This window comes from Aeoliella fuhlenseeensis (assembly GCF_052161615.1).
Taxonomy (GTDB): domain Bacteria; phylum Planctomycetota; class Planctomycetia; order Pirellulales; family Lacipirellulaceae; genus Aeoliella.
The window spans coordinates 352,385-374,059 of sequence record NZ_CP197417.1; the positions used below are offsets into that span (position 1 = coordinate 352,385).

Annotated in this window: 15 protein-coding genes; 11 read left to right on the plus strand and 4 right to left on the minus strand. The window is 59.4% G+C overall.

What is annotated here, in order from left to right:
- Positions 1-116: 116 nt before the first annotated feature.
- Positions 117-695: a DUF6985 domain-containing protein gene (locus SH292x_RS01355; protein WP_442483778.1), complete on the minus strand. Its 579-nt coding sequence runs from the start codon at positions 693-695 to the stop codon at positions 117-119.
- A 571-nt stretch (positions 696-1,266) separates the two neighbouring features.
- Here SH292x_RS01355 and SH292x_RS01360 point away from each other — a divergent pair.
- Entirely contained in the window at positions 1,267-1,746 is a 480-nt protein-coding gene (locus tag SH292x_RS01360) for a hypothetical protein (RefSeq protein ID WP_442483779.1), read from the plus strand.
- 155 nt (positions 1,747-1,901) lie between these two features.
- Here SH292x_RS01360 and SH292x_RS01365 read toward each other — a convergent pair whose 3' ends face one another.
- The 3 genes from SH292x_RS01365 to SH292x_RS01375 all read right to left on the minus strand — a co-directional run bounded on the left by SH292x_RS01365 (position 1,902) and on the right by SH292x_RS01375 (position 7,019).
- Positions 1,902-2,759 carry a glycerophosphodiester phosphodiesterase gene (locus tag SH292x_RS01365; RefSeq protein WP_442483780.1) on the minus strand — a complete coding sequence of 286 codons (858 nt, stop codon included), beginning with the start codon at positions 2,757-2,759 and terminating at the stop codon, positions 1,902-1,904.
- Positions 2,760-3,302: 543 nt separating this feature from the next.
- Positions 3,303-4,036 (minus strand): IS5 family transposase gene (locus SH292x_RS01370; protein ID WP_442483781.1). Its coding sequence is split into 2 segments (ribosomal slippage): positions 3,303-3,718 and positions 3,718-4,036, totalling 735 coding nucleotides; the frame shifts between segments, so codons are not numbered across the junction.
- Positions 4,037-4,616: 580 nt separating this feature from the next.
- Positions 4,617-7,019 carry a glycoside hydrolase family 127 protein gene (locus SH292x_RS01375; RefSeq protein ID WP_442483782.1) on the minus strand — a complete coding sequence of 801 codons (2,403 nt, stop codon included), beginning with the start codon at positions 7,017-7,019 and terminating at the stop codon, positions 4,617-4,619.
- 507 nt (positions 7,020-7,526) lie between these two features.
- Between SH292x_RS01375 and SH292x_RS01380 the strand changes: the two genes are divergently transcribed.
- The 10 genes from SH292x_RS01380 to SH292x_RS01425 all read left to right on the plus strand — a co-directional run bounded on the left by SH292x_RS01380 (position 7,527) and on the right by SH292x_RS01425 (position 21,630).
- The gene (locus SH292x_RS01380; RefSeq protein ID WP_442483783.1) at positions 7,527-8,261 is read left to right on the plus strand and encodes a cytochrome c3 family protein; all 735 of its coding nucleotides are present in this window, start codon (positions 7,527-7,529) and stop codon (positions 8,259-8,261) included.
- A gap of 60 nt (positions 8,262-8,321) precedes the next feature.
- Positions 8,322-11,618 carry a TAT-variant-translocated molybdopterin oxidoreductase gene (locus SH292x_RS01385; protein ID WP_442483784.1) on the plus strand — a complete coding sequence of 1,099 codons (3,297 nt, stop codon included), beginning with the start codon at positions 8,322-8,324 and terminating at the stop codon, positions 11,616-11,618.
- Positions 11,619-11,738: 120 nt separating this feature from the next.
- Positions 11,739-13,181, plus strand: a complete 1,443-nt coding sequence (gene nrfD, locus SH292x_RS01390) for an NrfD/PsrC family molybdoenzyme membrane anchor subunit (protein WP_442483785.1) — start codon at positions 11,739-11,741, stop codon at positions 13,179-13,181.
- Between the two features lie 43 nt (positions 13,182-13,224).
- On the plus strand, positions 13,225-14,751 hold the full coding sequence (locus SH292x_RS01395) for a quinol:electron acceptor oxidoreductase subunit ActD (RefSeq protein WP_442483786.1): 1,527 nt from the start codon (positions 13,225-13,227) through the stop codon (positions 14,749-14,751).
- Positions 14,752-14,903: 152 nt separating this feature from the next.
- The gene (locus SH292x_RS01400; RefSeq protein WP_442483787.1) at positions 14,904-16,166 is read left to right on the plus strand and encodes a hypothetical protein; all 1,263 of its coding nucleotides are present in this window, start codon (positions 14,904-14,906) and stop codon (positions 16,164-16,166) included.
- Positions 16,167-16,231: 65 nt separating this feature from the next.
- The gene (locus tag SH292x_RS01405; protein WP_442483788.1) at positions 16,232-16,567 is read left to right on the plus strand and encodes a hypothetical protein; all 336 of its coding nucleotides are present in this window, start codon (positions 16,232-16,234) and stop codon (positions 16,565-16,567) included.
- 58 nt (positions 16,568-16,625) lie between these two features.
- Positions 16,626-17,519 (plus strand): SCO family protein, encoded by an 894-nt coding sequence (locus SH292x_RS01410; RefSeq protein ID WP_442483789.1) that lies wholly within the window; start codon positions 16,626-16,628, stop codon positions 17,517-17,519.
- A gap of 60 nt (positions 17,520-17,579) precedes the next feature.
- Positions 17,580-18,788: a cytochrome c oxidase subunit II gene (coxB, locus tag SH292x_RS01415; protein ID WP_442483790.1), complete on the plus strand. Its 1,209-nt coding sequence runs from the start codon at positions 17,580-17,582 to the stop codon at positions 18,786-18,788.
- Entirely contained in the window at positions 18,789-20,537 is a 1,749-nt protein-coding gene (locus SH292x_RS01420) for a cytochrome c oxidase subunit I (RefSeq protein WP_442483791.1), read from the plus strand.
- Between the two features lie 109 nt (positions 20,538-20,646).
- Positions 20,647-21,630, plus strand: a complete 984-nt coding sequence (locus tag SH292x_RS01425) for a cytochrome c oxidase subunit 3 (protein WP_442483792.1) — start codon at positions 20,647-20,649, stop codon at positions 21,628-21,630.
- Positions 21,631-21,675: the final 45 nt, after the last annotated feature.

Genomic DNA, 21,675 nt, shown 5'->3' on the forward strand with positions numbered 1-21,675 from the left:
AAAGCACTGCTGGTCAGACGCGAACCGGCGACTGGATAGGAGAGTGAAGAGGTGAATCGGAGCCGCCGAGTCGGCTGCACGCGACAAGCCAGCAGTGGCACCCGGCGTGAGTGTGCTCACATTCCACCTAAGAGATACTCTAAACCACCGTCGTCCATGATTTCGTCACGTCTCATGATTATTTGAATTCCATGCTCCTCGTCCCAACTTGTACTGAAGCCGAACTCTACGTCGCTGGTAGCATCATCTCCGTCTTCCAGCAGATGAACCGCACAAAGCTCAAAGAACGCGTCGACTGCTTGGTCTCCTTCCCAACTCAGTTCGTCTCGGATCGAGGACCAACTTACGGCCCACTCAACTGGAGAATCGAACGTAGAATCGCCTAGCTGCTCAAGTTCCCGGATGAACAAGCGAAAAGCGTACAAATGATACTTGAGGAGTACTCGCTTTAAAATTTGCTCTAAATCGCTGGCGTTGTCGATCAGGTATTCCCACGTCCGTTCATGTCGTTGACTAGGCTTCTCCTGTAGCGTTGAAACATACAACGCACCCGAAGTGTCTTCCCAGCGTGAGCACATGTCGGCACGAAGTGCATATCTCACCCGGGCATGTTGGAAAATCGGACGATCAGTCTCCCATTCGTAGAAATGCGGGATTTGTTTTTCACGTTTGAAGTTGGAAGCAAATTCTGACATCGATACACACCGAAGTTTGATTTGGTTGTGCCCGTCCAGCCGTCACAATTCTAAACAATGGTATAGCCGGCCGGGTGGCATTGGTAGAACGCTGAAGCCAAAGTGTGCCACTGGCTTCGCCAGTGCTTGCATCATGGGAACCTTACCAACTCTCTGTCGATCAATGGCCGAGGAACGATTTAGTGGTTGGTGCCGAGCTTGATTCGGGCAAGAGACTGGCGGCGCAAGGGGCACCCGGCGACTAGATGACAGAGGGACGCGGTAAATCAAAGTCTTCTAACCGGCTGCGCTCGACAAGCCAGCAGCGGCGCGGCCGTCTCGGCAGGCGGCGAAGCTTGTGGGCAACTGGAGTTACGGCGACAATAGGCCCGCCTGCTTAAGAGGTTAGACAGAACTACTTCTGTATACTTTTGTTGTTCGCTGGTAGGGGTAGTCCGTGTCTAACATGAAAATACTTTCGTTGCTTTGCCTCCTAGTCGTTGGATGCAACGACCCGTCGGCTCAAAAAATAATAGCGCCCGCCGAATCAACTTCACGCGATACAGTAAGTGACACTCCAGATTTCCTGCCCATGAATGACACTATTCATCCTTGGCGGACGGACCCAGCACTATCCGGACGTTTTCATCCCGAGCATCCCGATGATCTTCAGGTCATCGCGCATGAAGGTGGCCCGCGACTTACTGAGGCCCTTCCTGAGCTTGTATGGGTGCGCGTAACTGGGAAACGTGCCGGTGCATATGAGGGCACGCTGTTGAATCAGCCGCACCAACTGCAATCACTGCGGCTCAACGACAGCATCCTGTTCTTGCCCGCAAACGCCGGCAATCAACCATTCATGGTTACCGAGAAGTATCTAAGCGAACGAAACGATTGGTACTTGCAACCCTGCGACAAATGCGGAATGCCGGACCTCTTCGACGCTCCGTCGGATTTGCAGGCAAAGATATTTCCAAATATCCCAGCAGATGCAAAAGTGGAAGCGTTTACCTCGTTTTGCCCGGTCTGCGGCGGCGTTCAAGTCGTGTCGTCCGAACTGATCGAAGATTAACCGTTAACCAGCGAACCAAGCGTTGCACCCAATCGGGCGGCAACGTCGGTCTTGAAGTCCAAGTCAAAAGCGTCCGCCGCGTGAACTTGTTCGTGATGCGAACCGGGGAATGGCTATTGGCTGAGCCTGAACCTGCTGGGGGCGAAACGCCGATCCTACTTCTCAAACCCCCGCAGCGCCTCCACCGTCACCTCCGGGTAGTCCGTCGCGAATGACTCTACGCCGAGGTCCAGCAGACGGCGATAGACCTTTGGGTCGGCGTTTTCCCAGGGGAGGACCTGGAACACGATGCCGCGCTCTTTTAGTTCGTCGCGGACCTGCTTGAGGAACGCGATCGACGGGACAAACGGCTCGGGGTCCGTGGGGTCGCCGATCACTCGGACGTGGATCTGCAGGTGGGTGATCCCTTCGAAGTCCGCGGCGCGGATCGTGGCAAGGCGCTGCTGGAGGTCGGCCTCGGTCCCGCCGTTCCAGATCAGCGTGAGCGACTCGGGGACGCGGCGTTTCCACTGCCGGATCAAGTCGTGGTGTTTGGTGGTGAAGATGATATGCTTTTCGAGGCCCGCTTCGAGCACCTGCTTCTGCAGTTGGTCGAGGTCGACCTTCTCGGTCTTGATGTCGAGGTACACCAACCGGTCGGGATGAGACTCCATCGCTTCGAACAACTCACCAAGCGTCGGCACTCGCTGCCCGGCGAACTCCTCTCCGCGAAACGAACCGACTTCGAGCTGTTTGACTTCTTCTAAGGTCAGGTCCTCCACCCCTTTCGACTTGAGCCCGTCCGTAGTATTGCCCACGACGCGGCGAAAGTCGGCATCATGGAAACAGACGATCACGCCATCTTTCGTCGTCCGCAGATCCGCCTCGGGCGTGACGCCGATCTTCCACATCGCCTCGAACGACTCGAGCGTATTCTCCGGCTTGCCGATCCCCGCCCCACGATGCGCCTGAATGTGAAAGCCGAGCGGCTCATCGGCATTCGCCAGCGGGGTTAACAGCAACAAGAGGGCCACCGCGAAAACGGGGTGGGGTGGGAACTTCGAATCGACGTGCATCCTTCAACCTTTCATATCACAGAACATCGCCAGCCACGAAGGAGTATAAATCGGTTGTCCGACCGCGCCACCCTTCGCTCGCCGTTTCTTCATGTTCATTGGGTGGCACCGACTTTCGGCCGCTTGGTGCGTCGCCAGTCATTCGATGCTCCACGGCCGATTGTCGGTGTGCGGAGCACGCGAGGTTTTGGCGTGCTCGAATTCGCTACCAGACGCATCCTGCCACGGGCCTCTTGTCGCCAGCACCCGAGTACCCCGAAGGGGTTTCGGATGTCTGCCCAGGGTTGCCCCGTCGCGAGCTCTACGAGCGGAGGGGCTACCCTGGGTAAACGAGCATGGCAATTCGGCGGTCGAGGGACGGGCTTTCCATCGGCCGGGGCATCGCCGAGACCGCCATCGGGCCGAGATGCGTCACTTCGCAAAATGGCGAAAAAACGGAATGGATTCCGTTGTACGAACTATTCCCACTTTTTTGGAAAAACTACCAGGCCGTGTTGACATTCAGGCCAAGAGGATCATTGTGGCTGCCAGATGCAGCAACGCGAGGTAGTTTCGTGCTGTTTTGTCGTATCGAGTGGCAATGCGTCGGCATTGCTTCAGCTTGGCAAACAGTCGTTCGACTTGGTTGCGTTCTCGATACAGATGCTGGTCGTAAGCCCGCTGCACTTTGCGATTACTTCGCGAAGGGATGACGGCCGTCGCGCCTTGGCGCTCAATGGTCTCTCGTACTTGCTCGCTGTCATAACCCTTGTCGGCGATCACGTGTTCCGCCGTGAGTCCCTCCAAGAGCGGCACAGCTTGAGTAACATCGTGAGTCTGCCCGGGTGTCAGGAGGAGCTTTACGGGATTGCCGAGTCCATCGCAGACCGCATGGACCTTCGTTCCGAATCCACCACGCGATCGCCCAAGTTGCTGATCTCCCCTTTTTTTCGAGCCCCCGCCGCGTGAACGTGGGCCCGAATGATGGTGGCGTCCAGCATCACCCACTCCCAATCCGCCTCTTGAAGAGCGGCGAACACCTGCTGCCAGACCCCCTTCTTCGCCCAGCGGTTGAACCGTTGAAAGACGCTGTTCCACGGCCCAAAACGCTCTGGAAGATCACGCCACGGAGCGCCAGTACGAACGATCCACAGCACAGCATCTAGGAACAACCGGTTGTCCTCCGCACTACGCCCCGGACACCCCACCCGACCCGGCAACAGCTTCTCCACACGCTCCCACTGATCGTCCGTCAATTAAAAACGTCGCATCTAATCCTCCTCCATGAGGTAACGGTTACTCGCCTACTTTACCCGATCCACCTAGATGCAACATAGGTATGTCAACACGGCCTAGAAAGCGCGCTTCGGGTATGTTCTCATGAACACGTTCGCTGGATTGGTGAACGTGCGTTCTTTGGAAACTGAATAAAACGGATAAACGCGGCAGCGAGCCCTGGCTCACGCGCTGGGTGGCTGGGGGACGAGTTCCGCGAGCCCCCAGAAGGGAAAACACTGGGGGCTCCCGCTCCGCGCCTTGTCATCCTGAAGGAGCCTAAGCGACTGAAGGATCTCGTTTGCCAATTGGACGGCTTTCCCAAACGCGAGATTCTTCGGGTCGCATCACTCCCCTCAGAATGACACACATCTCTGGTTCCCAGTAACGTCGCACCTGCGGCGTCGCGCTGCGACTTTACTCTGGCGAGGCGACTCGCCTCAGGCTTCGCAAGCGATTGAAGGGAAACAGCTTACGGCGAAACTCCCATGGGGCGGAAAATGAGTAATGTCGCAGGCAATGAAATTGTCACGAAAGTGGGACATTACTCGATCACGTCGCTCAGTCGATTTCGATGTCGACGGACAGCACTCCGACGCTGGTTTCGCGGTCTTTGGGAGTCATGAAGATCCGGACTCGCTCGGCGGTGATTTTGTTTGCCGGATGGACCGTGTTGTAAGTGTCGGGCAGGGTGCTGTAAGAGTCGGTGTTGTAGAGCTTGACGGGTTGCCAGCGACTTCCCTGTGGCACGGCAATGTACCACGATGCCGGCAGATGCACGCCGTCCGCGTCGTCGTAGAAGTAGACGCCAACGCTTGTGATCGACTTCTTCTCCCCGAGGTCGATCTCAACCCAGTGGGTCTCGCCTTTGCTTGGCCAACTGGTCCAGCGCGGGATGGTGTCGTCGGCGGACGACTTGGGGGTGTGACGCATCCGCACGGCGAGCGGAGTGTCGCGCTCGTAGGTATGCGATGCGGTGGCATTGGCGAACTTCAGATTCTCCGGCGAGGCCATGTCGGGCTCGGCGAGATCCTGCTGGGTTCCGATCCAGGTGATCATCGACCCGCGATCGCGATTCGCCCATGCGAAGTAAGGAACCAACTTCAGCGACGCGTCCTGCCAGCCATCGGTGCGAAGTTCGCGAGCCGGGAGCGTGATGCCGGGCATTTTGGCGAGGGGTCCGTCTTCGAGCGGGGCAACCTTGGCTTCGGAGACGTTGGGCGAGCCTTCGAAGTAGAACCGTTGGACGCTGCCACCGTTGTCGATCCCCTCAGCGGAATACATGAGTGGTCCACGAGTGAGCGCCACGCGGTCGCGATCGGCCTCTACCTCGTTTAACGCAACGCTTGCGTGAACGGGCATCGGGAGGAGCAGCTTCACGACGTCGCCTGGCTGCCAGGTTCGGCGAACGACCGCGAAACCTCGGTCGAGCGTTACGGGGTGAGCTTCGCCGTTGACCTCGAGGGTCCACGCGGGGGAGGCTTCGGTGTAGTGGTACAACTCGCCCGGCACGAACTGATCGCCAGCCCAGGCGGGAATGCGAAGTGCCAGTTCGAACTCCATGGCCTTTGGAGGATCGACCTTGAGCTCGATGGTTCCTTCGTACGGGTAATTAGTTCGCTGCGTGAGCAGGACTTCTTCACCGGCGACCTTCGCCTTGCCGCGATTGCAGCCATAGAGCACGCAGTAGATTCGATTGGCGTCGCTGGCGTACATGTAGCCGGCGATTTGCGGGATGAGCCTGGCGAGGTTCGACGGACAACAAGCGGTGCCGAACCAACCCGAGCGCGGGGCATGACCTGCTTCGGCCTCGAGCGGATTTGGATAGAAGAAGCTCGTGCCATCGAGCCCGATGCCCGCGAGGCAGTTGTTGTAGAGGGCGACCTCGGCCACGTCGACGTACTTGGCGTCGCGGTGCTTGAGGAACATTCGCATGTTGAACAGCACGTTGCCAACCGCGGCGCAGGTTTCGAGGTAGGTGTCTTTGTTGGGCAGCACGAACGCGGGGCCAAAGCCTTCGATATGAGGAACCGCACCGAGACCGCCCGAGAGATGCATCTTGCGATCCACGATGTCGTGCCAGATCGAGTCGAGCGCTCGGCCGTAGTCGTCCGTGCCCGCGAGGCTGTCGACCTCGGCCATCGCCGCGTACAAGTAGCACGCACGGACCGCGTGCCCCACGGCCTCGGTTTGCTCGGCGACGGGGGCGTGCTGCTGGGCGTACTCGGGGGACATGATGCCGTGTCCCTCGGGTCGATACGTGACGCCGCGGATGTCGAGGAACCGCTTGGCCATGTCGAGGTAGAGCGACTCGCCCGTGTAGAGGTAGAGCTTTACGAGGCCAAGCTCGATCTCCTGATGGCCCGGAGCTTGGTTCACCGGTTTGCCGTCGTTGTAGTTGGGATCGCCCTCGAAGAAGACCTTATTCACGTGAAGGGCGTTCTTCTGGGCGACGTCGAGCAGCTTGGTCTTGCCTGTAGCCTGGGCGTAGGCGACCGCGGCCTCGTAGAGGTGGCCCATGTTGTAGAGCTCGTGGCTATGGACCACGTAGCTATACGCCCTGGGGCCCATCTCCTCCTCGTTGATCGAGCCGGTGATGTGGGCGACATAGAGATAGCCATCGTCCCGCTGAGCCCGGGCGATGACATCGATGATGCTGTCCATGAGTGTCTCGATGTCGGGATTCGGGGCCGCCTGGAGCATCAGGGCGGCTCCCTCCATGACCTTATAGAGGTCGGAGTCGCGGAAACGATGGGGGGGCGGAGCGGGTCCCTCGCCCCCGTGCTCCAGGAAGTTCGCGCACATCCGCAGGCTTTCGAGGGCACCCTCGGTGTTGCGGAAAGCGTGCGGCAAGGTCCTCTCAACCAACAGCCGAGTCCGCGGAGCCCAGACCTGGTCGGTCATTTCGACCTGGTAAAAAGGGACCATCCGAACCGAGTCGACCTGCGTGTCGGGATCGCTCACGGACGGCTGGGCGTGCGATAAAATTGGGGATATAGCGAGAGATATCGCGGCGAGCAGTGCCACGTGCCAATTGGATATCGAGACCGCCATGAGTGATTTGTTCCGCCGAAAAGTCTACCAAAGTCCTACTCACCACCAAACCTACCCAATGCTATTCCGCGAGATTGCGAAATTGACAACGCAGAATCTGCGAAAAGTTGCAAAAAATGGCTCCGAGCCAAATAAGCACTTGGCGAAGAGTAGGGCGACGCTCGGCGCGGACTGGGCTACTACCCCCCCCATTTGGGTGTGACAGTTTACCGCGCCGACACAGTCGCGCGCGCACGGCTATCCTAAGTGGTCTTGGAACGACTTTTTTCGCACAGACCCGGGTTGGCCAATCGGTCTGCTTAGGGTTAACTGTGTGCTGTTTTTCACATTGCGAGCCGTGGCAGGCCTGGGCGCTCGGTGTTCTTCCCGGGTCTGGTGCGCGCTTGATTGGAAATTCCCTTGGCAGGAAATGGGCCTGTGGATCGTTTTTATTTTCCGACTTGGGTCAATCAATTCGTGGTACTCCTGGGCCTCGGCGCAGGGGCCGCGGTGACTTATGGCGCCGTGGTTTACACCTACGGTACGCTGCCATCGACCTTGAACGTGGGTTATTCGCCCGTTCAGCCGGTGCCGTTTAGCCATGAACTGCACGCCGGACAGTTGAAGATGGACTGTCGGTATTGCCACAACACGGTGGAAATCGCCGGCGAAGCAGCGGTTCCGCCGACGGCGACGTGCATCAATTGCCACAGTGGCGTGAACTCCACGGGGACTACCACCACCGGCTACACGGCGATTCACTCGACCAGCGTCAAGTTGCTTCCGGTGCGCGACAGCTTCCGAACGGGCGAGCCGATGGACTGGCAGCGTATTCACGACCTGGCCGACTACGTTTACTTCAATCACGCCGCGCATCTGAATCGGGGTGTAGGTTGCGTCGAGTGCCACGGGCGCATCGACCGCATGGAGCAGGTTTGGCAGGACAAGACGCTGTCGATGGGCTTTTGCCTCGATTGCCATCGCAATCCCGAGCCGCGCCTGCGTCCGCAAAGCGAGATCACCAACCTGGCGTGGGTGCCGCAGTATGACCTGACCACGGAAGAGGGCCTGAAGAAGCACATGGATGACATTGCGAAGGAGTACGAGCAGCTTCACGGCACTCCTTACCCCAAGATCCACGCCAGCACCAGTTGCTCGACCTGCCACCGTTAGAACACACACGCGTCCGAACCCTCCCCTGTCGGGCGTCCCTCCATAGATTCCTAGTTTTCCATGACCGAAACGAAGATCCCCAAGTACTGGCGCAGTCTGGACCAACTCGAGAACTCGGCTGAGTTCCAAGAGTTCATGCACCGCGAGTTTCCAGTGGCGGCCTCGGAGTTCCCGGCGGGCGTCTCGCGTCGGCGTTGGTTGCAGCTGATGGGTGCCTCGTTCGCCCTGGCGAGCGTCGCTGGTTGCCGCTGGGAGACCGAGCGGATTGCTCCGTTCGTCGAGCGTCCCGAGGGCATGGTGCCCGGCGAGACGATGAAGTACGCCACAACGATCGAGCTCGCAGGCGCTCCGCGTCACTTGCTGGTGACTTGCTACGATGGCCGCCCGATCAAGATCGAAGGTAACCCCGAGCACCCCGGCAGCCTCGGTGCGACCGATGGTTACTCTCAAGCGACCACGCTGACGATGTACGACCCCGACCGCTCAAGCACGGTCCGCCAACGGCTGGCAAAGGATTCGAGTGCGAAGGAGTGGAGCGACTTCGATAAGTACCTGGGCGAGTTGCTCACTCGTTTGGGTGCATCGCAGGGCAAGGGCTTGGCGGTGCTAATGGAGCCGACGAGCTCGTTGACGATGACCGCGGTGGTCAAGCAGTTCGCTGACAAGCTGCCTGAAGCCAAGATTTACGAGTACGAGCCCCTTTCGCGTGAAAACGAGATCGTTGGCGCGGAGCTAGCATTCGGTTCGCGGCTGCGAACGCATTACAAGCTGGCCGACGCGAAGGTGATCGCCGGGTTCGATTCGGACCTCTTGTGTGGTCATCCGAACGCCACGCGTTACTCGCGCGACTGGGCGGCGACTCGCGAACTCGGCGACGACCCGAAGGCCGCGACGATGGGTCGCACCTACGCCGTCGAAAGTCAATTCAGCGTGCTGGGTGCTGCGGCCGATCACCGTGCGGCGGTGAAGAGCAGCGACATTCCCAAGAGGCTGCAAGAGTTGCGCGATCGTATTCGCGAGCGGCTTGATGGCGATACGATTCCTGAGGATCCCGCGTTCGCCGAGCGTAAGAAGTACAACGAAGAGGTCGAGCACGCCGAATACCCTCGCGATTACATGGAGAAGCACAAGGGCCCGGCGGTGACTGCCGACCAAGTGCTGTGGGCGCTCGCCGACGACCTCGCCGCCAATCAGGGCGAGAGCGTGGTGGTGGTTGGTCCTGGTCACGCCCCCGAAGTGCACGCCTTGGCGTACGAGATCAACTCGATGCTCGGCAACCTCGGCAAGACGGTTGTCTTCACCGAAGAGCCCCAGCCCGAAGTGGCTCGCGGCACGATTGGCGAGCTCGCCGCGGCCATCGACACGAAGGCGGTCGAGGCTCTGGTGATCATCGGTGGCAACCCGGCGTACGATGCCCCCGCTGAGCTCAAGTTCAAGGACAAGCTGGACAAAGGCTTGGTCGAGACGATTCGCCTTGGCTACTACGAAGACGAAACGTCGGAGTATTGCCAGTGGCATGTTCCGATGTGCCACCCGCTTGAAGCGTGGGGCGATGCGGTGAGCTACGAGGGTTTGCCGAGCCTGACGCAGCCGATGATCGAGCCGATCTACGAATCGCTCTCGCCGGTGCAGATGATCGCGAAGCTTGCTGGTGCGGACTACAAGAACACCCAGAAGCTGGTTCGCGACGCGATGGCCGTGGTGGTTTCGGACATCAGCGACGATGCCTGGAAGAAGATGCTGTTCGAGGGCTTTGTCGACAACAGCGTACTCGCGGTAGCCAACCCAACGCTTGCTGCTGACCTGAACATCGAAGTTCCCGCTGCCACCGAGAAGGGAACGTTCGAGGTGGTCTTCACGCCGTCGTCGCAAACGTACGATGGTCGCTTCGCGAACAACGGCTGGCTGCAGGAAACGCCGGACTTCATCACGAAAGTGGTGTGGGACAACATGGCGATCGTCAGCCCCTACACGGCCAAGCAGCTAGGCGTCACGCAGGACGAACTGCTGTCGATCACACTGAATGGCAAGACGGTAAAGCTGCCGGTGTACGTGCTGCCGGGGCAGGCCAACGGTTCGATCGGCATTCAGCTCGGCTACGGGCGTACCGCCGCGGGCAAGGTGGGTGGCCTCGCGATTCCTCGGTTCCGCCGTTGGTGGAGCCCGATGGGCGAACCTGAGATCATCAAGGTCGGTAAGGACGTCTATCCACTTCGCACCAGCTCGGCGATGTTCGTCGCCGTGCCCGAGAAGAATCCGAAGAAGGCCGACGGCACTTACAAGCTGGCGACCACGCAGGATCACTTCACCATCGACACGGTGGGTCTGGAGTTGATCGCGGGCCGCATTCACGAACTGGTTCGCGAGACCTCGATCGATCACTATCGCGAAGATCCGAAGTTCGCGAAGGAAGTGGTCCACATCATCAAGACCGAGCCGCTGTTCCCCAATCGCACTTGGCGCGAGCAGACCAACGCGTGGGGCATGTCGGTCGACCTCAATAAGTGCACCGGCTGCAACGCGTGCGTGATTGCCTGCCAGAGCGAGAACAACGTTCCCGTGGTCGGCAAAGAGCAGGTGGCAGTTGGCCGCGAGATGCACTGGATTCGCATCGACCGCTACTTCCATGGCGTGCCAGACGATTTCAACAACGACAATCCGGCGAGCCCGGCGGTGGCAACGCAGATGCTCACCTGCCAGCAGTGCGAGACGGCACCGTGCGAACAGGTCTGCCCCGTGGCAGCGACGGTGCACTCGGAAGAGGGCCTGAACGACATGGTTTACAACCGCTGCATCGGCACGCGGTACTGTGCCAATAACTGCCCCTACAAGGTTCGCCGGTTCAACTACTTCCACATGACCGGCTACATGGAGCAGCCCGAGAACAAGCTGCTCAAGCTCGCCAACAATCCGGAAGTGACAGTTCGCAGCCGTGGTGTGATGGAGAAGTGCACCTTCTGCGTGCAGCGTATCGCCGCGGCCCGCACCGAGACTCGCATCACGGGCAAGCCGATCGAGGATGGCCAGATTCAAACCGCTTGCCAGCAAGCGTGTGCGACGCAGGCCATTGTGTTCGGCGACTTGAACGACCCGAACAGCCGCGTGAGCAAGACCCACGCCGACCCGCGTGCGTATGGCCTGCTCGCTGAGCTCGAGACCCGTCCTCGTAACCTGTATCTGGCGAAGGTCGGCAATCCTCACCCGATGCTGGCCGGACCGATCATCAAGACCGGGCATCATGGTGCTGAGCACGGTGGCGAAGGTCACGACAAAGAACACGGTGACGATCACTCGGGCGATCACGAACCCGCGCATGCCGCCCGCCGCGATCCGTGGGCGCTGCCGATCATTGGATGATAGAGGTGAGTAAGTGAGTAGGTGAGTAAGTACAGACACCATCTGACTTAGTTGCTCACGAGCTTCAGCAATCAATTCGACGAAAATAGTTCAACTAAACAGATACCAACCTATATCCTCATGTCGACGGACTACGTAGTAAACGGCGGACCGGTCCCTGTGGCCGACCAACGCGACCCGCGCTGGGTGAATCCGCCGCTGGTGCAGGAAGATCAAACCTACGGTTCGATCTCGAACTCGATCTGCGCGATCAACGAGCTGGAAGTCAACAAGACGCCGACCGGCTGGATGCTGGCGTTTGCGGTGAGCGCGACGCTGGCCGCGGTGCTCGCGGGTCTGATCGGTTACCTCATTTTCACGGGTGTTGGCATTTGGGGTAATACGAGTCCCATCTTCTGGGCGTTCCCGATCGTGAACTTCGTGTTCTGGGTCGGTATCGGTCACGCCGGTACGCTCATCTCGGCCATTCTGTTTATCTTCCGCCAAGACTGGCGCACCAGTATCAATCGCTTCTCGGAAGCGATGACTATCTTTGCGGTGGTTTGCGCCGGCACGTTCCCTGGCATTCACATCGGCCGCGTCTGGTTTGCTTACTTCCTTTTCCCAGTCCCGACAACGCACCTCTACATGTGGCCTCAGTTCCGCAGCCCGCTGTTGTGGGACGTGTTCGCGGTCGGTACGTACGCGTCGGTGTCGCTCGTGTTCTGGTACATGGGCATGATCCCCGACCTGGCGACGCTTCGCGATCGGGCGAAGGGCAAGATTCGGCAATTCGGCTACGGCATTGGTGCCCTTGGCTGGACTGGTAGCGCTTCGCAGTGGCGAGTTTATGAAAAGGCTTACGTGTTACTCGCTGCTCTGGCCGCTCCGCTGGTGCTCTCGGTGCACACGATCGTTAGCTTCGACTTCGCCGTGAGCCAAGTCCCTGGCTGGCACACCACGATTTTCCCGCCGTACTTCGTTGCCGGTGCCGTGTTCAGCGGTTTCGCGATGGTGATCACACTCATTGTGCCGTGCCGCAAATGGTATGGGTTGCAGCACCTGGTAACGACGCAGCATCTGGAGAACATCTGCAAGATTCTACTGGCTACGGGAACCATGGTAGGATTGGCGTACACGACCGAATTTTTCACAGCGTGGTACAGCGGTGTGCCGGCCGAGCAGGACGCCTTCTGGAACCGCATGTTCGGCTTGCAGTGGCCCGCCTACTGGACCATGTTCACCTGCAACGCGTTCATTCCACAGATATTCTGGTTCAAGTTCGCCCGCACCACTCCGTGGGTGATGTTCATCGTGTCGATCTTCGTGAACATCGGGATGTGGTTCGAGCGTTACGTGATCGTGATCACGACGCTCGAACGGACGCAGCTCCCGAGTAGCTGGAATGTCTTTAGCCCCACATGGGTCGACTACGCCATGCTGATCGGCAGCTTTGGTTTGTTCTTCACACTGTTCCTGTTGTTCCTTCGCTTCCTGCCGATCGTGGCGATTTCGGAAGTGAAGGGTGTGCTGGCCAAAGAGAAGGCTCACCACCCGGCCCACGACAACGGCAAAGCTCACTAATACGTTTCAATAAGCACGACGTTCGCCTTAATAGCGCATAATCATGTCTCACGATCCTAAACCCGAACCGGTGCCGTACGAGCCGAAGGTCATTGGCGTTCTGGCGCAGTTTGCCGGCCCGCACGAACTGGTGGACGCAGCCCGCGCGATTCGCAGCAAGGGCTACCGCAAGGTCGAGGCTTTCTCGCCGTTCCCGATCCACGGCATCGACGACGCGCTGGCCGCGCCGAAGCCCATCCTGCCATGGGTGGTACTGTGCGCTGGCTTCACGGGCCTTACCGTCGCCATCTTGATGCAGTGGTACATGAACGCAACGGAAGAGCCGATTCCGTTCAGCGGTTACGAGTACAACATCAGCGGCAAGCCGGCATGGAGCTTGCCAGCGAATATTCCCGTGGCGTTCGAACTGACAATTCTGTTCAGCGCGTTCACCGCCTTCCTGGGCATGATCGCGTTCAACAAGCTGCCGAAGTTCTCGAACCCGCTGTTCCGCAGCGCGAAGTTCCGTCGGGCGACCGACGATGGTTTCTTCCTGCTTATCGATTCCGACGACCCCAAGTTCACCACCGAGACGCTGACGTCCGACTTCGGAGCGATTGGGGCAACCTATGTCGAATCGATCTACGACGAGCGTCCCGCACCGATGCCGAGCTTCGTTGCTCCTGTCGCCATCGTGCTGGTGGTCGCGGCCCTGGTGCCGCTGGCCTTGATCGCCATGTCGCGTGGCGGAACGAGCCAAACGCCGCGGCTTTCGATCTGGTGGGACATGGACTACCAGCCGAAGTTCAAAGCCCAGACCACCATCGACACCGACATCTTCGCCGATGGCCGCTCGATGCGTACTCCGGTCGCGGGGACCGTGAGCCGCAGTGCCGTGCTCGACAATCCCGCGCTGACGCTGGGTTACATTCCCAAGGCCGAGCCGACGACCGAGACTTCGTTCCTGGTTCCGCAAGAAGGCGATCCCGGACAAGAGTCGGCCACGGTCGACGAAACGACCCCCGAGGAAGCCACCGAAGGCGATACGCCGGAGGAGACTACTCGCGAAGGTGAAACGCCCGCCGAAGGCGAAGCAGCAGCCGAGGAGCCCGCCGCCGCTACACCAGCCGCCCCGGCGGACGGTGCTGCCGCCGCGCCCGTGGTCGATCCGTTCGACTGGGTGACCGAGATTCCCGCTGAAGTGCCCGTGAACCTCGACACGCTCAAGCGTGGTCAGCAGCGATACGACATCTACTGCGCGGTGTGCCACGGTCTCGCCGGCGACGGCGATGGCTTGGTAGCCCTGCGGGCGCAGCAGCTCGAGCAACCCACTTGGCGTCCGCCCACGTCGCTGCACCAAGAGACGGTGCTCGTTCAGCCGGTTGGTAAGCTGTTCGACACGATCAGCAACGGCAACCTGGCGGGCGTCACTCCCCAGGGTGGCGTGCTGCGAGGCGGTATGCCGGGCTACGCGGATCAGATCACGGTCGAAGACCGCTGGGCGATTGTGCTGTACGTCAAGGCATTGCAGAAGACCCGCACCGCGACGCCAGATGAATTGACCGAACAAGAATTGAACTCGCTGAAGTAGTTCACACCGATCCAAGAAGACTTATTAACCACGGAGTACACAGAGAGCACGGAGTGAGTCAGGCGACTTGAGATTGTTCATTCGCTTGGATTCCATCAACACCACTCCGATCCCTGTGGCGAATCAAGAATCGCCTTCGCGTCCAACAGACTATGGCACACACAGCAGTTAGCATTGATACCTGGATGAACGACACCAGCGAGCGTCGTCGGGCGAACCCCGACCTGAAACGCATCGCGCTGGGGCCGCTCGCCATTGTTGGAATTATCGCGGTGGTGGCGTCGCTGCTGCTGGCTCGCTCGGGCGATCAACTGCCGCGGTTCTGGCACGCTTACTTGATCGCGGCGACCTACTGTTCGACGCTATCGCTTGGCGCGCTGTTCTTCGTGATCATCCAGTACCTGGCCGCGGCTCGCTGGGGCGTGGTGCTCCGTCGGCTGGGCGAGATTATCGCCATGGGCATTGGTGTCTGCGGCGTGTTCTTCGCCGTGATCTGGGTTGCCCAGATCCTGGCCGGCAGTGGTAGTCTCTACCCTTGGGCGAACGAAGAAATTCGTGCCGGTCTTGCCGAGCCCAAGCAGATCTGGCTCAATCCGATCTTCTTCATTGGCCGCCAAGTGTTCTATTTCGCCGTGTGGTACGGCCTGGCGAACATGTTCTATCGCCGGTCGGTGGAGCAGGATCGTTCGACCAGCAACGACGTGGTAGCCCCGCTGTTGTGGCACAGTGGTTGGGCGATGCTCGTGTTCGCCCTGACGATCAACTTTGCCACCATGGACTGGCTGATGACGCTGAACCCCACCTGGTTCAGCACCATCTTCGGCGTGTACATCTTCGCCGGTAGTGCCGTGGCCATCTTCGCGCTGCTCTCCGTTCTGATCTGGCAGCTACAGGCCCGCGGCATTTTGACGCATTCCATTACCGAGGAGCACCGCCATGATATTGGTAAGCTGCTGTTCGGCTTCGTCCTGTTCTGGGGCTACATCTCGTTCAGCCAGTTCCTGTTGATTTGGTACGCCTACATCCCCGAAGAAATTCAGTGGTACTCCGTCCGCCAGTTCGAACCCACCAACACCGGTATCAGCCGGGCGCTGGGATGGTTGTTCGTCCTGCATTTTGCCGTCCCGTTCCTCGGCATCATGTCCCGCTTCGTCCGCCGCAACAAACTGCTGCTCGCGGGCTGGGGTGTGTACATGCTGGTGATGCACTACTTCGATCTGTACTTCATCATCGCCCCCGAAAGCGACCTCGACTTCTGGCCGCTAAGCCTGACGGCCATCGGCGTTTACGCCGGTGCGATGATTGGCCTCGGTTCGTTGTACGCGGGGGCGCTGCTTTACATCGCGTCGGGTAACTGGCTGATCCCGATCCGCGACCCGCGGCTCGAAGCGTCGCTCGAGTTCGAGAACATTTAGTAGCGAATGACCAATTATGAATGACCAATGACCATTGGTCAGAACTTTAACTCCTAGTCCTTGCTATGTCCGAAGCAGCAACTCCTGGCGTGATTCCTGTCGATACTCATCATGGCGACGATGTGGATGTGCGTGCCATTGTGGTGTGGGGGCTAGTGTCGGTGCTGATCACCGTCGCCTCGATCGCCGGTTTGTACGCCCTCTACACGACGTTTTACGACGAGCAGCGGGTCATCAAGTCGTACGACCAGAAGTTCGTCGTCGCCGACAACGCCATCAGCCAGCAAGAAGCCTCGCTGGAGGGCAACATTCGGTACCTGAGCACCGATGGCAAAACGATTGGGGTGCCAATTGGCAAAGCGATGGAGATCGTGGCCAAGGAATTTGAGCAAAAGCAGTAGTTTTCGAATCAATTCGCCAGCCGGGCGACAAACCTCTACAATACCTTCCCCCACTCCCATGTCCCGTTACCTGGCCACACTCCGATGCCTGCTGCTGCCCTTGGCGATGTTCGCCGTGGTGGTGCTGGCACCCTGCGCCGGGGCGGTGATCATCACCGAGGGGCCCGAGGAAATGCTCGGCGTCGGGGTCGAGGAGAAGGTTGGCACGCAGATCCCGCTGGACCTCGTGTTCCGCGACCGCAATGGCCTTCCCACCACGCTTGGCAAGATCATCAACGGCAAAAAGCCCGTCCTGCTGACGCTCAACTATTCGAACTGCCCCATGCTTTGCGGCCGGCAGCTCAATGATCTGGTGGCGGCACTCGCCGATCCCGAAATGGACTGGAACGCGGGCGATCAGTTCGACGTGCTCAGCGTCAGCATCGATCCCGCCGAGCGCCCCGAGCGAGCCAAGCAGACCCACAAGCGATACACCGAAGATTACGGTCGTCCCGGCACCGCCGAGGGGTGGCACTTCCTGGTGGGCGAGCAGGCGAGCATCACGGCGCTCGCGGACGCGGTGGGCTTTCGCTACAAGTACGACCCCGCGAGCAAAGAGTACGTCCACTCCGCCGCCCTGATCTTGGTCACCCCCGACGGCGTGGTGTCGCGATATCTTGATGGCCTGGGCAACTCGCCTGAGACCATTCGCATGAGCCTCGTCGAAGCGGGCGAAGGAAAGGTGGGAACGGCACTCGATCGCATTTGGTTGACGTGTTTCGTGTACGACCACACCCGCGGCCAGTACGCCCCGCACGCCGTGCGATGGATGCAGATTGGCGCGGCGACCACGGTAGTCATTCTCAGCCTCGCGCTGACACCCTATTGGCTCATGCGTCGCCGAAATCATGCTATCGCCGTTGAGAACTCCAGCCACGAAGACACCCAGGACACTGACACCCAGGGCATGTAGGCCTAGCAAGCCGGGGCCCCCGTACGAACGTGTCTTTGTAGTTAGCAGGACCTAAACCCCATGTTTGGCAGTCAAACACTCAGTAATATGCAGCTACCTTCCTTGCCATTGGCGGGCTTTTGGTTTGGCGATTCCGTCACAACCAACGGGGCGAACGTCGACACGGTGTTCGCCATTATCAATTGGATTTGCTTGTTCTTCTTCGTGCTGGTTGTTGGCTTGATGGCGGTGTTCGTCTTCAAGTACCGCGCCCGCCCGGGACATACCGAACAACCCTCGCCATCGCACAACAACGCGCTGGAAATCATCTGGTCGGTGATCCCGATCTTGCTGGTGGCCCTGATCTTCTTCTTGGGTTTCACCGGCTTCATGGACATGCGAAATCCGCCGGTCGACTCGTACGACATCCGTGTCGTGGCGACGCAGTGGAACTGGCAGTTCATCTACCCCGGTGGTATCAGCAGCGACGAGTTGCATGTCCCCAAGGACCGCCCGATTCGGCTGGTGCAAGAATCTCGCGACGTGCTGCACAGCCTGTACGTCCCGGCGTTCCGCATCAAGATGGACGTCGTCCCCGGCCGGTACACCTACCAGTGGTTCCAAGCCGACAAGGCCGGGCGCTACGACCTGTTCTGCACCGAGTACTGTGGCAAGGACCACTCGAACATGAACACGTTCGTCGAGGTCCACGAGTCGGAAGCCGCGTTCCTCAAGAAGCTCGAAGAACTCAACCAGCATCCTGAGGATCTTCGAGCCTGGGGTAAGCTGCTGTGGGAAAAAAAGGGTTGCGTCCAGTGCCATTCGATCGATGGCACTCTTAAGCCCGGTGGCGGTCCGTCCTGGAAGGACATCTGGGGCGAAGAAGAGAAGATGGCCGATGGCACTACCCAGAAGGTCGACTACAACTACATCGTCGAGTCGATTCGCACACCGCAGAAACACATCGTCCAAGGATTCGCAGGTGGCGTGCAAATGTCGCCGTACGCCGAATCTCAAGTGAAGAGCACCCCCAAGGCGGGTGAGGCGGTTTCGGAAATGGACGCAATCATTGCCTTCATTCAAAGCCTTGCTAAAAACCCACCGCCGTACGTCCAGCCCAAGATTAAGGCCGAGGGCGCTGAGGGTGACGCGGCCGCCGCGACCCCCGCTGCCGGAGCACCCGCGACGGAAGCACCAGCAGCGGAATCGCCCGCACCTGACACCCCCGCAACCGATACCCCCGCACCCAGCACAGAGACCGGAAGCCAGCCAGCCGGAGAGGATAATTAGATGACGACCACGCCTGAACAAATCGCAAAGGGTAGTGGACCTGCCGAAGAGAACTACCTGAACTGTAGCCACGGCTTCGCCTCGTGGGCCTTTACGCTCGATCACAAGCGCATCGGCATCATGTACCTGGTGGGCATCGTGGTTTCGCTCTTCCTCGGTGGTGTGTTCGCACTATTGGTGCGCATTCACCTATGGATGCCGACCGGTGCGTTGCGAGACGCCGGTGTCACGGAAGAGGTCTACAACCAGATCTTCACCCTGCACGGGGCGATCATGGTGTTCCTGTTCATCATCCCGAGCATCCCGGCATCGCTCGGCAACTTCTTCCTCCCCATCATGCTGGGAGCCAAGGACGTTGCCTTCCCGCGGATGAACCTCGCTAGTTTCTACCTGTGGGTGCTGGGAGCCATCTTCTTCCTGGCCGCCATGCTCATCACCGGTCTCGACACCGGCTGGACCTTTTACACCCCGTACAGCGCCGAGACCAGCACCGCGCCGGTTGTCGCCGCCACGATGGGGGTGTTCATCCTTGGTTTTAGCTCGATTTTCACGGGCCTTAACTTCGTGGTGACCGTGAACACCATGCGGCCGCCAGGCATGACCTGGTTCAAGATGCCGCTGTTCCTGTGGTCCATCTACGCGACGGGCATCATCCAGTTGCTCGCCACGCCGGTGCTTGGCATCACGGTGCTGCTCTTGTGCCTCGAAGCCACGATTCACATCGGCATCTTCAATCCGAAGTACAACGGCGACCCCGTGTTGTTCCAGCACTTCTTCTGGTTCTACTCGCACCCGGCCGTGTACATCATGATTCTGCCGGGCATGGGTGTCATCAGCGAACTGTTGCCGGTGTACTGCCGCAAGCACATCTTCGGTTACAAGTTCATCGCGCTTTCGAGCATCGCGATCGCCCTGATCGGCTTCTTGGTCTGGGGTCACCACATGTTCGTCAGCGGTCAGTCGCCGCTTGCCACCGCCATCTTCAGCGGTTTGACCTTCGCGGTCGCCATTCCGTCGGGCATCAAGGTGTTCAACTGGGTGGCCACGATGTACAAGGGCAACATCTACCTGACCACCGCCATGTGCTACGTCCTGGCGTTCTTGTTCCTGTTCACCATCGGTGGTCTGACCGGTCTGCACCTGGGTTCGCTTGCGACGGACATTGCCCTGCACGACACCTACTTCGTGGTGGCTCACTTCCACTACGTGATGATGGGCGGGGCGCTGATCGCCTTCATCGCCGGCTTGTTCCACTGGTGGCCCAAGATGTTCGGCAAGATGTACAACGAGAACTGGGGTCGCCTGTCGGCTCTGTTGGTGTTCGTTGGTTTTAACCTGACGTTCTTCCCGCAGTTCTACCTCGGCTCGCTCGGCATGCCGCGTCGTTACGCCACGTACGAAGGTCGCGACGGCTTCCCCGTGAGCCCCGACTTGCTCGAGCAGTTCACGTTCATCCACCGCGTTTCGACCTCCGGCGCGCTGGTGCTGGCCGTTGGCCTTGGCATCGCGGCCGGGACATTGATCGCCGCGCTGCTCTACGGCCGTAAGGCCCCGCGCAACCCGTGGGGTGGTGCGACGCTGGAATGGACCTGTACGTCTCCGCCGATCATGCAGAACTTCATCGACACCCCTTCGGTGGACGATCCTTACATTTATTCGAACCTGGAGTGGGACCCGGCGCTGGAAGGCTACAAAACTCTTCCGCTGACCACCCCGCATCCAGCTCCTGAACACCAACCAGTCGGGTGAATGACCAATTAAGAATGACCAATGACCCATTGCTCTGGCATTGGTCATTGTGAATTCGACATTGGTCCTTTCCTCGGACGAGTTTCCTCACCAAACCGCTTTTTACCTCATGTCTCACGCGCACGACGAACATCATCCTTTCCAGGCGCATCACTTCGATACCATCGAGCAGCAGTTCCAGGCCGGCAAGCTGGCCATGTGGCTGTTCCTGGCGACCGAAGTGCTGTTCTTCAGCGGCATGTTCGTCGCGTACGCCGCGTTCCGCGCTTCGAACCCTGAATTGTTCGACAAGGCAGCCCAATTCCTCAATCCCACGCTCGGTGCCGGTAATACGGTGGTGCTGCTGCTCAGCAGTTTGACAGTGGCGTGGGCCGTGCGCTGTGCACAGACCAATCAGCAGCGCGGGCTACTCATCAATCTGCTGATCACGCTGGTGTGTGCCGGCATCTTCATGGGGGTGAAGTCGGTTGAGTACTCGCTGAAGTTCAAAGAGGGTCTCTACTGGCGTGGAATGTATAGCTACGTCGAGGGCAGCCACCCCGACCTAACCGGCACGCACGCGTTTCTTGATAAACTAGGCATCGGATTCGCTATTGCTGGTGCAGTGATTATCGGCCTGGGCTTGGTGTTGGGGGCCGGCTCCGTCGGGCGCCGATGGGGGTTCTTCGCTCTAGGGCTGACTGTGCTTGGTGCGGCCGCGGGTTGTTTGGCGGGGAACGCCTACACGAGTTGGTACGAAAAGCAGCATCCTCACGGGGAGCATGCGGCAGATGCCGCCCACGATCATGGCGCCGATCACGCTCATGATGAGCATGCTGAACCGCTTCCAGATCAGGTGCTCGAATCGGCCCCGATCTATGGTGGCCAGGGTCCGCAGTTCCCCGGCGTGTTCTTTAGCATCTACTACGCGATGACCGGCGTGCATGCCATCCACATCCTGGCGGGCATTGGTGTATTCGTCTGGATCGTCAGCCGCGCGGCCCGCCAGCACTTCGAACCCACGTACTACGGCCCGGTCGAATACACCGGTCTTTACTGGCACTTGGTCGACTTGATCTGGATCTACCTGTTCCCGCTGTTGTACCTGATCTAGTCCGCTGCTCGTCGCCGCCAACGCCTAGCGCCCATCCAATCACCT

What these genes read in the sequence shown, in the direction of transcription:
- coxB (WP_442483790.1), top strand. Translation starts at nt 17,580, where the DNA reads ATGTTTGGCAGTCAAACACTCAGTAATATGCAGCTACCTTCCTTGCCA.
- SH292x_RS01395 (WP_442483786.1), top strand. Translation starts at nt 13,225, where the DNA reads ATGTCTCACGATCCTAAACCCGAACCGGTGCCGTACGAGCCGAAGGTC.
- SH292x_RS01355 (WP_442483778.1), bottom strand. Translation starts at nt 695, where the DNA reads ATGTCAGAATTTGCTTCCAACTTCAAACGTGAAAAACAAATCCCGCAT.
- SH292x_RS01405 (WP_442483788.1), top strand. Translation starts at nt 16,232, where the DNA reads ATGTCCGAAGCAGCAACTCCTGGCGTGATTCCTGTCGATACTCATCAT.
- SH292x_RS01385 (WP_442483784.1), top strand. Translation starts at nt 8,322, where the DNA reads ATGACCGAAACGAAGATCCCCAAGTACTGGCGCAGTCTGGACCAACTC.
- SH292x_RS01410 (WP_442483789.1), top strand. Translation starts at nt 16,626, where the DNA reads ATGTCCCGTTACCTGGCCACACTCCGATGCCTGCTGCTGCCCTTGGCG.
- nrfD (WP_442483785.1), top strand. Translation starts at nt 11,739, where the DNA reads ATGTCGACGGACTACGTAGTAAACGGCGGACCGGTCCCTGTGGCCGAC.
- SH292x_RS01360 (WP_442483779.1), top strand. Translation starts at nt 1,267, where the DNA reads ATGAATGACACTATTCATCCTTGGCGGACGGACCCAGCACTATCCGGA.
- SH292x_RS01400 (WP_442483787.1), top strand. Translation starts at nt 14,904, where the DNA reads ATGGCACACACAGCAGTTAGCATTGATACCTGGATGAACGACACCAGC.
- SH292x_RS01425 (WP_442483792.1), top strand. Translation starts at nt 20,647, where the DNA reads ATGTCTCACGCGCACGACGAACATCATCCTTTCCAGGCGCATCACTTC.
- SH292x_RS01420 (WP_442483791.1), top strand. Translation starts at nt 18,789, where the DNA reads ATGACGACCACGCCTGAACAAATCGCAAAGGGTAGTGGACCTGCCGAA.